13 protein-coding genes are annotated in these 14,079 nt (G+C 50.5%); 10 read left to right on the top strand and 3 right to left on the bottom strand.

What is annotated here, in order from left to right; all coding sequences use genetic code 11:
- Positions 1-13: 13 nt before the first annotated feature.
- Complete coding sequence (locus Q4C79_RS05890; protein ID WP_303090092.1) at positions 14-604, bottom strand: LemA family protein; 591 nt, start codon at positions 602-604, stop codon at positions 14-16.
- Positions 605-817: 213 nt separating this feature from the next.
- On the opposite strand from Q4C79_RS05890, the gene rfbD reads away from it, so the two are divergent.
- From rfbD to Q4C79_RS05845, 9 genes are all read left to right on the top strand, one after another.
- A complete protein-coding gene (gene rfbD, locus Q4C79_RS05885) occupies positions 818-1,675 on the top strand; it encodes a dTDP-4-dehydrorhamnose reductase (protein ID WP_303090091.1) in 858 nt (285 codons plus the stop codon).
- Between the two features lie 12 nt (positions 1,676-1,687).
- The gene (locus Q4C79_RS05880; protein ID WP_303090090.1) at positions 1,688-3,199 is read left to right on the top strand and encodes a lipopolysaccharide biosynthesis protein; all 1,512 of its coding nucleotides are present in this window, start codon (positions 1,688-1,690) and stop codon (positions 3,197-3,199) included.
- 76 nt (positions 3,200-3,275) lie between these two features.
- Positions 3,276-4,313, top strand: coding sequence for a glycosyltransferase (locus Q4C79_RS05875; protein WP_303090089.1), 1,038 nt, complete (start codon positions 3,276-3,278; stop codon positions 4,311-4,313).
- Positions 4,310-5,128, top strand: coding sequence for a glycosyltransferase family 2 protein (locus Q4C79_RS05870; RefSeq protein WP_303090088.1), 819 nt, complete (start codon positions 4,310-4,312; stop codon positions 5,126-5,128). Before Q4C79_RS05875 ends, Q4C79_RS05870 begins: the two co-directional genes overlap by 4 nt.
- Before the next feature lie 97 nt (positions 5,129-5,225).
- Positions 5,226-6,449 carry a sugar transferase gene (locus Q4C79_RS05865; RefSeq protein ID WP_303090087.1) on the top strand — a complete coding sequence of 408 codons (1,224 nt, stop codon included), beginning with the start codon at positions 5,226-5,228 and terminating at the stop codon, positions 6,447-6,449.
- A 245-nt stretch (positions 6,450-6,694) separates the two neighbouring features.
- The gene (locus Q4C79_RS05860; protein ID WP_303090086.1) at positions 6,695-7,816 is read left to right on the top strand and encodes an ABC transporter ATP-binding protein; all 1,122 of its coding nucleotides are present in this window, start codon (positions 6,695-6,697) and stop codon (positions 7,814-7,816) included.
- Positions 7,817-7,827: 11 nt separating this feature from the next.
- Positions 7,828-8,799 carry an ABC transporter permease subunit gene (locus Q4C79_RS05855; protein WP_303090085.1) on the top strand — a complete coding sequence of 324 codons (972 nt, stop codon included), beginning with the start codon at positions 7,828-7,830 and terminating at the stop codon, positions 8,797-8,799.
- Positions 8,792-9,685 (top strand): ABC transporter permease subunit, encoded by an 894-nt coding sequence (locus Q4C79_RS05850; RefSeq protein WP_303090084.1) that lies wholly within the window; start codon positions 8,792-8,794, stop codon positions 9,683-9,685. The genes Q4C79_RS05855 and Q4C79_RS05850 overlap by 8 nt, the downstream gene beginning before the upstream one ends.
- Before the next feature lie 468 nt (positions 9,686-10,153).
- A complete protein-coding gene (locus Q4C79_RS05845) occupies positions 10,154-10,933 on the top strand; it encodes a hypothetical protein (protein WP_303090083.1) in 780 nt (259 codons plus the stop codon).
- 146 nt (positions 10,934-11,079) lie between these two features.
- Here Q4C79_RS05845 and hemF read toward each other — a convergent pair whose 3' ends face one another.
- Both hemF and Q4C79_RS05835 read right to left on the bottom strand, forming a co-directional pair.
- Positions 11,080-12,006, bottom strand: a complete 927-nt coding sequence (hemF, locus tag Q4C79_RS05840; protein WP_303090082.1) for an oxygen-dependent coproporphyrinogen oxidase — start codon at positions 12,004-12,006, stop codon at positions 11,080-11,082.
- A 41-nt stretch (positions 12,007-12,047) separates the two neighbouring features.
- The gene (locus Q4C79_RS05835; protein ID WP_303090081.1) at positions 12,048-13,325 is read right to left on the bottom strand and encodes a NupC/NupG family nucleoside CNT transporter; all 1,278 of its coding nucleotides are present in this window, start codon (positions 13,323-13,325) and stop codon (positions 12,048-12,050) included.
- A gap of 195 nt (positions 13,326-13,520) precedes the next feature.
- Between Q4C79_RS05835 and Q4C79_RS05830 the strand changes: the two genes are divergently transcribed.
- Positions 13,521-13,958 (top strand): peroxiredoxin, encoded by a 438-nt coding sequence (locus Q4C79_RS05830; protein ID WP_303090080.1) that lies wholly within the window; start codon positions 13,521-13,523, stop codon positions 13,956-13,958.
- Positions 13,959-14,079 lie beyond the last annotated feature (121 nt).

The following is a 14,079-nucleotide window of genomic DNA, read 5'->3' as shown; positions in this document are numbered from 1 at the left end:
TCTGAAAAGCGGATTAAAACTCAACCTTAGGCGCAGTAGAAACCGCCTTCTCGTTTTCAACCGTAAACTGAGGCCGCGCCTCCATGCCGAAAACCTTAGCGGTGATGTTCTGCGGGAACTGGCGTAAAGTGGTGTTGTAAGTCTGCACCGCTTTAATGTAGTTGTTGCGCGCCAAAGTCACCCGGTTTTCCGTACCCTCCAACTGCGCCTGCAAATCGCGGAAGTTCTGATCGGCTTTCAATTGCGGGTAATTTTCCGTTACTACCAATAAGCGCGACAAAGCGCTGCTCAATTCGCCTTGCGCCTCGCCGTATTGCTTGAGCTTTTCAGGATTGGCCGCGTCCTCTGCCGTCATCTGGATACTGCCCACCTTGCTGCGCGCCTCGGTTACCTCGGTTAACACTTTTTCCTCGTGAGAAGCATAGCCTTTTACCGTATTCACCAAATTCGGAATCAAATCCGCACGCCGCTGATATTGGTTTAACACTTCCGACCAAGCCGCATTGGCCGCCTCGTCCTGCGTTTGCATGGTGTTGTAACCGCAGCCGCTCAAAGAAAACAACGAAAGCGCCACCGTTGCTGCCATCAACCATTTTTTCAACATATTACCCACTCCCTTTGATTATTTATCTGCTTGAAAATAGTACGCAACACAATCAGACACCAAAGTAACCGCTTGGTTGCACCCTCAAAAACATGAGTATATAAACAACAAACCCTACTGTGCACCTATTTTCGCCAAACGGTTACTGTATTTTTTCAGCGTATCGCTTTACAATACCAGCCAAAGCAAAAACCAATTAAAAAGGATAACACAATGAGAATTCTGCTGACCGGTGCCAAAGGCCAATTGGGTCAATGTTTTAAAGACCGCCTGCCTGAAAACTGGGAGCTGATTGCCACCGACTCGCAAACGCTGGACATCACCGATGAAGCCGCTGTTTTGAATATGGTGAAAAACTTCCAACCCGATGCCGTCGTTAATGCCGCCGCCTATACCGCTGTCGACAAAGCCGAAAGCGATCACGACAAAGCGTTTGCCGTCAACGCCGACGGCACCCGCAATCTGGCCGTCGCCGCACAAGCCGTTGCCGCCAAGTTCGTACATGTCTCCACCGATTATGTATTCAGCGGCCACGCCAAAAATCCCTATAGCGAAAAAGACGCACCCGAGCCCACCGGCATATACGGCAAATCCAAGCTCGCCGGCGAATTATTGGCCTTGTCTGCCAATCCCAACAGCATGGTTATCCGCACTTCTTGGGTATTCTCCGAATACGGCAACAATTTCGTCAAAACCATGCTGCGCCTAGCCAAAGAGCGCGACACCTTAGGTGTGGTAGACGACCAAATCGGCAACCCCACTTACGCCGGCGATTTGGCACAAGCCATCATCGATGCCCTGCAACTGCCCACCTTCCCGACCGGCCTTTACCATTACTGCGGCGACAAAACCGTGAGCTGGTGCGATTTTGCCCGTGCGATTTTCCAAACTGCCCAGCAAAAAGATCCCGCTTTCCCGGTACCCGTTACCAACGGCATCGCCACCAGCGCCTACCCCACTCCGGCCAGCCGCCCGCCTTACAGCGTGATGAGCTGCGACAAAATCAAATCGCACGGCATTAAGGTATCCGATTGGCAGGCAGCTTTGGGACAGATTATCCCGAAACTGTAAGACAACAATTGTATGCTGAGCACGGCTAAAGCCACTTTTATCAAAAACTTCTCATCACATTTGCTCTGGCAAATCGTTACGGTCGTTAGTGGCTTCATCCTACCGCCTCTGATTATCAGCCATTACGGTTCAACCGTTAATGGCTTTTTAGCTTCGTCCAAACATTTTATCTTTTACCTCAGCATTGTGGAGGCCGGTATAGGTGCGGCCAGCATTGCCGCACTGTATCAGCCGCTGGCAGATAAAGACCTATTACACCGCAACCGGATATTGGGCGAAACCCGTAAGCTCTACCGACTCTCCGGCACCCTGTTTATCGCGGGTTTATTGATACTGGCCGCCTCCTATTCTTGGGTTACCCGCACCCAGATCGATAGTCTGCTGGCGTTTCAGATTATCCTGATATTGGGTATCACCAGCCTTGCAGATTTCTTCTTTATCGGCACCTACCGTGTGCTATTGGTTGCCGACCAGAAAACTTATGTTTACTCCCTCATCCAATCGGTTGCGACCCTCATTAATGTCGCCATCGCCTATTGGCTAATCATCCACAACCACGATGTCTTAACCGCTCAATACAGCCTGATTGCCGCCACACTGATCCGCATCACGCTCGTTTACTGCTACATCCGCTACGCTTACCGCAACCTCAAGTTCCCAGCCGACATTCCCTCACCCGGCAGCTCCACCCACATCACACAAAAACGGGAAGCCTTTGTCCAGCAGCTTTGCCTACTGGCTGTTTACGGTGCTCCTATTGCCTATATCGTGTTATTTTGCAGCCTGAAAGATGCCAGTATTTATGCCATTTACTATCTGGTTTTTGCCGCATTGAAAATGTTGTTGCAATCTATCTCCAATGGCACCCAGGCCGTATTTGGCAAGCTCCTAGCCGAACAAAGCACCCAAGTAGTCCGATACCATTACCATCGTTACGACACCTTGTTTTTGATTGCCGCTGCCGGTGTATTTGGCTGCACCAGCGCTTTGCTGATGCCTTTTATCGACTTATACACCCGTAACATGACCGATGCCGAATATTACCAACCGGTGTTTGCCTTTATTTTTCTGCTGGCCTCTTTAGCCGACTGCCTGCGCCTACCGGGCGAAAGCCTAATTCAAGCCGCCGGACACTTCAAAGCCACCCGCAACCGTTACCTGCTGGAAGCGGGTCTACACATTAGCATCACCGGCGTTGCCGCTTACTTCTTCGGCCTACAGGGAGTCGTTACCGCCTCACTAATCGTGTTTGGCTGGCGTTTTATGGAAATTAACAGCTACATTCACCAACATATTTTAAACTTACCTCTCACTTTATCACTGATAAAATATTTAACCGTGTGTACAATCGCTGTTCTCTTTGCCTACGGCTTAAACACTTATCTGGCTCATTACACGATTCACAGCTATATCGTATGGCTGAGCTTCGCTGCACTGTGCGCTCTGGCTGCTGCTTTGCTGTTTTTGCCATTATTCCGCTTGCTGAACCGCTATGTTTACCGGACAATTTATCAAACCGAGTAAACCTTATCTTATTTCAAACAAACTCCTCGGTTTCGCACTTAAGCGGTTTGTCTCTTACCCTGAAAACAACACTAATATGATGATACTGATTGATGCTCTTTACATACACAACGGCGGTGGAAAAATTCTGCTGGATTATCTGGTAACCAATCTGGAAAAAACCGATATTCCGGTATTTTATTTATTCGATCAACGCCTGGCGCACAAACCTTATTCAATAAAATCTTCCAATCGCGCCATCTATTTGTCTACCGCTCTTCCTTTGTGGTCACGCTATCGCTTTTACCGCCAACACCAACATTTATTTTCCAAAGTATTTGTATTGGGCAATATCCCGCCACTCACCCGTCAAACAGCCGAAACCTATACTTATTTCCACAATCCTATGTACATCAGTGTACCGCCGGATTTCAGCCTGGTGGAAAAGCTCAAATTTCGCCTGAAAGTTGCCATTATCCGCCACAGCAGCCCCAATACCGATCGGTGGCTGGTGCAGTCGCCGACTTTGCAGGCTCAATTTACCGACACCTTCGGCCAAGCCGAAAAAATCGAAATTCTGCCATTTTTTCCTGAGTTACTTCCATTTAGTGACATTGAACGGCAAGCCGATACTTTTTTGTATGTCAGCAACGCGCAAGACAATAAAAACCATATCCGCCTGATACAAGCCTTCTGCCGTGTTTATAACCGCACTCAAAAAGGCAAACTGATCGTAACCGTCAATCAAGATTACCCCAAAATATTGGTTGCTATCACTCGAGCGCAAGCCCAAGGTTATCCCATCGAGAACATCGGCTTTGTCGGCCGAGAAGAACTCACCCGACGCTACCAAGCTGCACAATATATTATTTTTCCCTCCTTGGCAGAAAGCTTTGGATTGGGCTTGGTAGAAGGCATCTCCTTAGGCTGTAAAATTATTGGTGCGGATTTACCCTATACTCATGCCATCTGCACGCCCTCGCTCACTTTTGATCCCATGGATGTTGATTCCATCGCCACTGCCATTGAAACTGCCATGATGAAAGAACTACCAGCCTCACATGCCAAAGTAGAAAATAGGCTCACCGAGCTGATCGACTTGTTATCTGAAAACGGCCCGGTTAAAACCGTATGAACCTCATTACCTCCATCGTCCTCTACCAGCATCAACAGCAAGACATCCAAGCTACGCTGGATAGCCTGCTTACCAGCCCGTTAACCAATAAAATCATCCTAGTCGACAACGGTGGCTGCTGCTGGGCCGCTGAACTAAACAACCCCCGAATCGAATACCTTGCCGCTCCCCTCAACGGTGGTTTCGGCTACGGGCATAATCTTGCCATCCGACGCTATGCACAAGAAAGCGATTTATTCCTGATTTGCAATCCTGACATCCGCTTTGAAACCGCCGATTACGAAACCTTGATCCACGAAGCATTACAGCGCCCGGAAGGCCTATTTGCCCCCAAAGTGGTTTATCCCGATGGTCGCGACCAATATGGCCGGCGCTTGCTACCCAGCCCGTTGGATTTGTTTGCCCGCCGTTTTCTGCCATCGCTTGCCGAGCGTCTGGACCGCCGTTTTATGTTATCAGATTACGATATCACCCAACCGAGTTTTATCCCTTTTTTATCCGGCAGTTTTATGCTGTTCAAATCCTCCGCTTTATTGGCATTAGGCGGTTTCGACGAGCGCTATTTTATGTATTTGGAAGATATCGACTTATCCCGCCGCTGTGCCGAACGCTTCGGCAACTGTTATCTGCCGGACTGCGTAATCGTGCATGAGCACCAACAAGCTTCCTATGCCAATCCCAAGCTGCGCAACATCCACATTCAATCCGCCATCCGTTATTTCAATAAATGGGGCTGGTTGTTGGATAATGGCCGCAAATCACTCAACCGCCGCTGTTTACGCTCTCTCGAAGGACAGAAAAAAACCAAACCATGATAAAATCATAAGCGTATCCGTGTTTCACAAAACACAAACAATGCAACGATAACAAATCAAATATCCGCTTTTACCAACACATTATGCCTGTCTGAAAATGAATTTCCTGCATCCCCTCTCTTTGCGCTTATGGCTGATTGCTTTTCTGTGCGCAGCCGTTCCCTTACCGGTACTGATGCCCATCCGTACCGAAACCCCCTATATTATCTGGGCCGTTAGTTTTGCCGTGATTTTTATCGCGCATTTATTCAGCGCTTCCACCCTCTATGCCATTTCCAGCGCGCCGGGCAACCGCACCGCCTTTTCGATTCTGCCGGGCTTGGTAATCTGGTACGGCTTACTGATGGGCATGGTTATTTTTTTTGCACTGCCCTATTCGCGGCCTTATCTAATTATCGGCATTTCCACTTCCATTATCACCAGTTATCTGGATTTTTTAAAAAGCATACGCCAACAGATACGGCTGGCCTATATTCCGGTCGGCGAGGCCGTAAACATTGCTTCGCTGCCGGATATCGATTGGGCGGAAATGAATGAAATCAACCGCATCCCCCCGCAAATCGACGGCATTGTCGCCGATTTGCACGCACCCGAGTTGAGCGGCGAATGGCAGCGCTTTCTCGCCCAATGCGTGTTACTGGATATTCCGGTATTCAACTTGCATCAAGTGGAAGAATCGCTGACCGGCCGTATTAAAATCCACCATATGTATGAAAACAACTTCGGTTCGTTGATGCCGTCGAAGCCGTATATTCATTTCAAACAATTTGTCGACAGCATATTTTCATTATTGTTGCTGCCCATCGTATTGCCGGTACTGGCATTGGCCGCAATCGCCATCAAACTGGATGACGGCGGATCGGTTTTCTACTCGCAGCAACGGGTCGGCTACCGCGGCCGGCTGTTTAAAATCTACAAACTGCGTACCATGAAAGAAAATGCCCCCACCAACACCACAACTTCGGGCGACAGCCGTATCACCCGTATCGGCCACTTTCTGCGCAAAACCCGTATCGACGAACTGCCGCAATTGCTCAACGTATTGAAATGCGAAATGAGCCTGATCGGCCCGCGCGCCGAATACAAGAAGTTTGCCGATGAATTGGAGCGACACCTGCCGTTTTACCAATACCGCCATATTGTAAAACCCGGCATCACCGGTTGGGCACAAGTGATGCAAGGTTATGCCACAGGCCCCGAAGAAACCCGTATCAAACTCGAGCATGATTTTTACTACATCAAGAATTTTTCCCTCTCGTTAGACGTATTAATCGCCTTCAAAACCGTGCGCACCATTTTCACCGGATCGGGTGCACGCTAATTTTCTTTTCAGACAGGCATAGTTTACTGTTGCCTGATGCCAACAATCCGCCTGATTTTCTTCCGGTAAGAAAATGAGGCGGATTTTTCATTGCCCTGGCAGTCGTAAGCAAAATATAATAATGGGTTTGAAACTCAAATAACCGCTGCCCGAACGCTCGAAACCTCCCGGCAAAGCAATCAAACAGCACGATTTTTCACCCTGGCAAGCGCTTTTGGCCAATTGCCCGATAATGGAGTATTGGTATGACCACCACCACATCCGATAACCAGCCTTATTTGCAAATCCAAGGCTTAGTGAAAAAATTCGGTGACAACTACGCTGTCGACCATATCGACTTGAACATCAACAAAAACGAAATTTTCGCCTTATTGGGCAGCTCGGGCAGCGGCAAGTCCACCTTGTTGCGGATGCTGGCCGGCATGGAGATCCCCAGTGCCGGCAAAATCATTCTCGACGGTCAGGACATTACCCGCTTGGCTCCTTATGACCGCCCCATCAATATGATGTTTCAAAGCTATGCACTGTTTCCGCACATGACGGTCGAACAAAACATCGCCTTCGGTTTGAAACAAGACAAAATGCCCAAAGCCGAAATCGCCGAACGTGTCGAGCAAATGCTGCGCCTGGTTCAAATGACCAAATACGCCAAACGCAAACCGCACCAACTCTCCGGCGGCCAACAACAACGCGTCGCACTGGCACGCAGCTTGGCCAAACGCCCGAAAATCCTATTGTTGGACGAACCGTTGGGCGCATTGGATAAAAAACTACGCCAGCAAACCCAATTGGAACTGGTGAATACGCTGGAAAAAGTGGGCGCTACCTGCATCATGGTAACGCATGATCAGGAAGAAGCGATGACCATGGCTTCGCGGGTGGCGATTATGTCCGACGGCAAACTGCAGCAAGTCGACACCCCCAGCAACATCTACGACTTTCCCAACAGCCGTTTTACCGCAGAATTCATTGGCGAAACCAATATATTCGAAGGCACGGTCGATAAAAAAGACGAACACCACGCTTTAATCAACTGCCCCGAATTACCGAGCAAAATCTACACCGATCAGAAATTCGAAGGTGAAGCAGGCCAAACCATCTGGGTAAGCATCCGACCTGAAGATATTGATTTGCACAAAGAAAAACCCGCGCACCGCGACACCCACAACTGGGCCAAAGGCATCGTAAAAGAAATCGCCTATCTGGGTAGCTTCGCCATTTACCATGTTCAAATGGAAAACGGCCGCATCATCAAGAGCCAAGTACCCGCCCCTTACTGGTATGTCCGCAACATTACCCCGCCGACTTGGGGTGAAGAAGTGTATCTCGACTGGCCGGAAAACCAGCCTACCCCGCTGGTTCGCTAAGGAGTTCACCCATGTCCGAAAATATCAAGAAACGCCTGCGCCCCGGGCGCGGTTTGGTCATCGGGATTCCCTATACTTGGTTGCTGTTGCTGTTCTTGGTACCGTTTTTTATCGTACTGAAAATCAGCTTTGCCGAGCAGGAAATCGCCATCCCGCCCTATACCCCGCTGTTTGTCAGCGACCCGGATACCGGTGCGCAAACCCTGCATGTGGTCTACCAAAATTATCAGGATATTTTCCATAATTTCGGTAACACCCTAAAAAGCATGCTTTCCCTCTCTGCTGCCGAGGGTGATAGCAATATGTATCTGCGTACTTATTGGTCGTCGATTAAAACCGCATTTAGCACCACCGTTATTTGCCTGCTTATCGGCTATCCGATGGCCTATGCCATTTCGCGCGCCAACCCTTCCTACCGCAACGGCCTGCTGCTCACCATCATGCTGCCGTTTTGGACCTCTTTTCTGCTGCGTGTCTATGCTTGGATGGGTTTATTGAGCCAAAACGGCATCATCAATCATTTTCTGATGAAATACGGCCTGATTGATGCGCCGCTGGATATGTTTTACAACATGTTCTCGCTGCAACTGGTGATGGTATACGCCTATCTGCCGTTTATGATTCTGCCGCTGTATACCCAATTAATCAAACTGGACAACCGCCTGCTGGAAGCCGCATCCGACTTGGGTGCCGGCCCGGTAACTTCGTTTTTCAAAATCACGCTGCCTTTATCGAAAACCGGCATCATTGCAGGCTCAATGCTGGTTTTTGTACCGGCTGTGGGCGAATTTGTGATTCCCGATCTGGTCGGCGGCTCGGAAAACCTGATGATAGGCCGCACCTTGTGGATGACCTTCTTCGATGCTAACAACTGGCCGCTGGCTGCCGCTCTGGCTGTGATTATGGTCTTGTTACTGGTGATTCCGATTGTTCTCTTCCATCACTATGAAAACCGCGAAATAGAAGGAGCCGACCGTGTCTAGTCAGAAAATGCCTTGGTTTGCCCGTATTGCCTTGATCGCCGGCTTGGCCTTTCTCTATATTCCGCTGGTGATGCTGGTGGTTTATTCGTTTAACGAATCGAATCTGGTAACCGTATGGAGCGGTTTTTCTACCAAGTGGTACAGCCGCTTGCTACAAAACGATGAAATCCTCTCCGCCGCTTGGCTATCGTTACGTATTGCCTGCGTCGCTTCGTTTGCTGCCGTGATTCTCGGCACGATGGCCGGTTATGCGCTGGCACGCATCAAGCGTTTCCGCGGCAGCACGCTGTTTGCCGGCATGGTAAGCGCACCGATGGTGATGCCTGACGTGATTACCGGTTTGTCGCTGCTCTTGCTGATTATCCAGGTACAAAGCATGCTGCAAGGCTGGATGGGAACGGAAATCGCTTGGCTGGACCGCGGTTTCTTTACCATCTTCCTCGGACACACCACGCTGTGTATGGCATATATCACCGTGGTTATCCGCTCGCGCCTGATGGAATTGGATCAATCCTTGGAAGAAGCGGCTATGGACTTGGGCGCGCGCCCTTTGAAGATTTTCTTCACCATCACCCTGCCGCTGATTGCACCGGCGATTGCCTCCGGCTTTTTATTGGGCATCACCTTGTCGTTGGATGACTTGGTGATTACCTCCTTCCTGTCCGGCCCCGGCTCCTCTACCCTGCCGCAAGTGATTTTCTCAAAAATCAAACGCGGCCTGGATCCGCAGATGAACGTACTGGCCACCATCATGATCGCCATCGTCGGTACCTTGGTATTGATCTTGAACTGGTATATGATGCGACAAACCACCCGTCGCGACCGGGAAGCCGCAGAAGCTTACCGTCAGGAAAAATTGGCGATGGAAAAAACCGCGTCAAACTAAAAATCGCCCTTCGGGGCGATTTTTTTCATCAAGCAATACCTGCAAAATAACTTGTTTCCTAGCCAAGCGCGGCAACTTCAGTGGCTGACAAAATCGTTATCTTCACGCACTGACGCCCCAGCACCTTCGCGAAAGCCAAGTTAATCCGCTATATTTCACTATATTATTAATTATATAATAATGCCTGTCTGAAAAAGATTTAAGGTGTATTGTCGACACGCACGAGACAACATCCCATTTTTCAGGCAGGCATTGAGCGCCGATACTATAGAGCGGATTTAATTAATCTTTGGCACAAGGCAGCAAGCCACAAGACAGTACACCCGTATGATACCGATTCTGTTGCCGTACTAATGGGCTGAAAAAATCGTTTTCCTTAAACTAAGGCGTAGCAACGCCGTAGCGAAAGTTCATTTAATCCACTATATCAAACGACTACCGGCTATCATCATTTACCGGAAACCGAATATGACGTTTTACACACAAGCTTTGGCCGAACTGGCACCGTCGCAAGCCGAAACCATCGCCGCCCATACGCTATCCAACGGCGAAAAAGTATGGATACGCAAAGTCGGCAAAACCGTGCCAGAATGGCGCTACAAGCTGCTCGGCGGAATCGCTTCCGGCTTGCGGCTGGGTGCATTGCAACCGGTTCCCAATCCGGGCGGGCGGGCCTCGCTGGCCATCGAAGCGCACCGCCTGCGCGACTTGGCGGCTTCCGGCGTCAAGGTACCCCAACTGTTGGCGAAAAGCGATAGTGCCTTGATGTTCAGTAACGTGGGCAGCGACACCATTTTAAGCGAAGTGGAAAATGACGACGATCAGGTCGGCATATGGCAAGAAGGCTTGGCGGCGATAGCCGGTGTACACGCCCAACAGCAATACTTGAGCCAAGCTTTTGCCCGCAATATGATCCGGGCGGACGACGGCTCCATCAGCTTCATTGATTTTGAAGATGATCCGGGCAAGTATATGCCGTTGGTGCTGTGCCAGGTCCGCGATTATTTGTGTTACCTGCAATCCACCGCAATGTGGATATACCGCCGGCAAAACCTTGGCCAAGCCGCCGCCGTTTGGCAACAACATCAAGCCGGCCTACCCGCCGAAATACGCAGCCAATTGCAACAAACCACCCGCCGCGCACAATGGCTGCGCCATTTGAAATATAAGTGGATGGGCAACGATACTTTACGCCTCAGCGCATTGGGTAAATTGTTTTATCTGGCGGAATACCCTGAAGCCCGTTGACAACGCCCTATGCCTGTCTGAAAAAACGGAGCAGCCTTCCCTATAGCTGATTCACTCTGTACGATACGGTAAAAGCTTTCAGGCAGGCATTCTGAACCTCAAAAAATACCCGGGCAAAGCCCGGGTACATTTATTGCTCTAAGACTTCAAAACGCTTTACCTGCCTTCTCGGCAAATTCTTCCAACCAATCCCTCGGTTTCAAAAAATCATTCAAACGTGCTTCCGCCGAGTCTGCCTCCGGTTGGTAAGCATATTCGAAGCGCACCAGCGGCGGCATCGACATCAAAATGCTTTCGGTGCGACCGCCGCTTTGCAGGCCGAACAAGGTGCCCCTGTCCCATACCAGATTGAACTCCACATAACGCCCGCGCCGGTAGAGCTGGAACTGCCGTTCCCGTTCGCCGTAAGGCGTATGCTTGCGCTTGGCCACAATCGGCGTATAAGCCGCGATATAGCCCTCGCCCACTGCGCGGATAAAATTCAGACAGGCATCAAAATCCCAACGGTTCAGATCGTCGAAAAACAAACCGCCCACGCCGCGCGTTTCGCCGCGGTGCTTCAAATAAAAATAATCGTCGCACCATTTTTTATATGCCGGATACACCTCGGCACCGAACGGCGCACAAAGATCGCGCGCCACCGTGTGCCAATGCACAATATCCTCTTCAAACGGATAAAACGGCGTCAGATCGAATCCACCGCCGAACCACCACACCGGCGCGCCGCCTTCGGGGTAAGCAATAAAGAAACGCACGTTGGCATGGCTGGTCGGCACATACGGATTTTTCGGATGGATCACCAACGATACCCCCATCGCCTCAAACGACGCTCCGGCCAATTCCGGCCGGTGTGCAGTGGCCGACGCCGGCATCGCGCTGCCTTTTACATGGGAAAAATTCACCCCCGCCTGCTCGAATACCGCACCGTTTTTCAGCACGCGGCTCTGCCCGGTGCCAAGCTTGCTCTGCCATTGGTCCGGTACAAAGCGCGCAGCGCCGTCCTCAGCCTCCAGCGCTGCACAAATTTGGTTTTGCAAACTTTTTAAAACAGCTAATACTTGTTCCGTATGCATTCGATGTTTTCCTTATGGATCGCATGATTTTCAGACAGGCCCTAAACCACCAGCGCAGCGCCCGACAAACTGATAAACAAGCCGGCAATTACCGCACTCATCAGGTTGGACAAAGAACCGGCCAGTACCGCCTTAAAGCCCAAACGTGCCACGTCTTGGCGGCGGTTCGGCGCCATAATACTCAGGCCGCCCACCAAAATGGCGATGGAACCCAAATTGGCAAAGCCGCACAACGCAAACGAAATAATCGCCTTCGTACTGTCGCTCAGCTGAACAGCCGAGCCGGGTTGCAGGTATTTCACAAATTCCGAATAAGCCACAAACTCATTAATCACCACCTTCTGCCCCAACAGCGAACCGGCAATACCCGCCTCGCTCCACGGCACACCGATTACCCACGCCAGCGGCGAGAGCAACCAGCCCAAAATCGATTGCAAGGTCAGGCCGCCGTGGCCGAACCAGCCGGCTACTCCGCCGATAATGCCGTTGATCATCGCAATCAGCGCCACAAACGCCAAGAGAGAGGCACCCACCGCCATGGCAATCTGCGCACCGGTTACCGCGCCACCGGCCGCCGCATCAACCACGTTCACCGGTTTTTCTTCGCCCGCATTTGCATCCTCTTGCGCTTCGGTACGGATGGTTTCCGTTTCCGGCACCAATAATTTGGCAAACAGCAAACCGCCCGGCGCCGCCATAAACGAAGCAGCAATCAGATAAGGCAGCGGCACGCCCATCTGTGCATAACCGCCCAATACCGTACCCGCCACCGAAGCCAGGCCGCCGCTCATCACCGCAAACAATTCGGAGCGGGTCATGTTTTTGATGAAGGGGCGCACCACCAACGGCGCTTCGGTTTGGCCGACGAAAATATTGGCCGCCGCCGACATCGATTCGGCCTTTGAGGTTCCCAGCACCTTATGTAAAAAACCGCCGATTATCTTAATCAGAATCTGCATAATGCCGAGGTAATACAATACCGCCACCAAAGAAGCGAAAAACACAATCATTGGCAACACACGGAAGGCAAATACAAAACCGCCGCCACCGAACACCTCGAACATCTTGTCGGACACGAGCCCGCCGAACAAAAAGTCCACGCCCTCGTTACCGTACGAAATCACTTTGGCCACGCCGTCCGACACCGCCATCAGAACCTTGCGCCCCAGCGGCACATACAGCACCAAAGCGCCCAGCGTTACCTGAATCAAAAACGCCCCGGCCACCGTACGCAGATTAATCGCGCGGCGGTTAGAAGAAAACAGCACCGCAATCGCAATCAACACCGCCATGCCGAGCAAACTGTTCAATATCATCATATTGGAATCCTGCCTTCCGAAAAAATATTTGGCTTCACGCCAAACCGTACGACCCGTTTCAGACAGGCATTATAAAGGAAAACCCACGCACCATTAGCATAATTTAACAAAGATACCGGATAACACGGATTTGGCATGGCGGCGGCAATCCCGTAAGATAAGGCCTGTCTGAATTTTCAAATGAGCATATACATCATGTCCGCCTATCATTTCACCCTGCCCTCCAGCTCTGGCGAAGACTTCGTTTCCGAGCAACACCTGCCGCTGATTATCTATTTTTATCCCAAAGACAGCACCCCCGGCTGCACCACCGAAGGCTTGGATTTCAACGCCCGACTCGACGCATTCAAAGCGCTGGGTTACACCGTAGTCGGCATCTCGCGCGACAGCGTAAAATCCCATCAGAATTTCTGCACCAAACAAGGCTTTCAGTTTGAATTGCTGAGCGATCAAGATGAAAACGTGTGCAAAATGTTTGACGTCATCAAACTGAAAAAACTGTACGGCAAAGAATCGCTGGGTATCGAGCGCAGCACTTTCGTCTTAAACGAACAAGGCGAGATTATCCACGAATGGCGCAAAGTGAAAGCAGCCGGCCACGCGCAAGAAGTGTTGAATACGCTTAGCGCTTAAGCGCAAAATGCCTGTCTGAAAACGATTAAACTTTTCAGACAGGCATTCCCTGATATTGACCGGTACACTGCATACATCATGAAAACACCGCAACCCGTTACCGCCGGTTACCTGAAATCCA

It is taken from the genome of Neisseria sp., from assembly GCF_030523955.1.
GTDB lineage: Bacteria > Pseudomonadota > Gammaproteobacteria > Burkholderiales > Neisseriaceae > Neisseria.
The sequence above is the reverse complement of the archived record's forward strand: the minus strand, read 5'-3'. Positions and strand labels throughout refer to the sequence as shown.

Excerpts from the sequence above, each read along its gene's own strand:
- Q4C79_RS05890 (WP_303090092.1), bottom strand. The coding sequence starts at position 604 with ATGTTGAAAAAATGGTTGATGGCAGCAACGGTGGCGCTTTCGTTGTTT.
- Q4C79_RS05845 (WP_303090083.1), top strand. The coding sequence starts at position 10,154 with ATGACGTTTTACACACAAGCTTTGGCCGAACTGGCACCGTCGCAAGCC.
- Q4C79_RS05880 (WP_303090090.1), top strand. The coding sequence starts at position 1,688 with ATGCTGAGCACGGCTAAAGCCACTTTTATCAAAAACTTCTCATCACAT.
- Q4C79_RS05870 (WP_303090088.1), top strand. The coding sequence starts at position 4,310 with ATGAACCTCATTACCTCCATCGTCCTCTACCAGCATCAACAGCAAGAC.
- Q4C79_RS05855 (WP_303090085.1), top strand. The coding sequence starts at position 7,828 with ATGTCCGAAAATATCAAGAAACGCCTGCGCCCCGGGCGCGGTTTGGTC.
- Q4C79_RS05835 (WP_303090081.1), bottom strand. The coding sequence starts at position 13,325 with ATGATGATATTGAACAGTTTGCTCGGCATGGCGGTGTTGATTGCGATT.
- rfbD (WP_303090091.1), top strand. The coding sequence starts at position 818 with ATGAGAATTCTGCTGACCGGTGCCAAAGGCCAATTGGGTCAATGTTTT.
- Q4C79_RS05865 (WP_303090087.1), top strand. The coding sequence starts at position 5,226 with ATGAATTTCCTGCATCCCCTCTCTTTGCGCTTATGGCTGATTGCTTTT.
- Q4C79_RS05875 (WP_303090089.1), top strand. The coding sequence starts at position 3,276 with ATGATGATACTGATTGATGCTCTTTACATACACAACGGCGGTGGAAAA.
- Q4C79_RS05860 (WP_303090086.1), top strand. The coding sequence starts at position 6,695 with ATGACCACCACCACATCCGATAACCAGCCTTATTTGCAAATCCAAGGC.
- hemF (WP_303090082.1), bottom strand. The coding sequence starts at position 12,006 with ATGCATACGGAACAAGTATTAGCTGTTTTAAAAAGTTTGCAAAACCAA.
- Q4C79_RS05830 (WP_303090080.1), top strand. The coding sequence starts at position 13,521 with ATGTCCGCCTATCATTTCACCCTGCCCTCCAGCTCTGGCGAAGACTTC.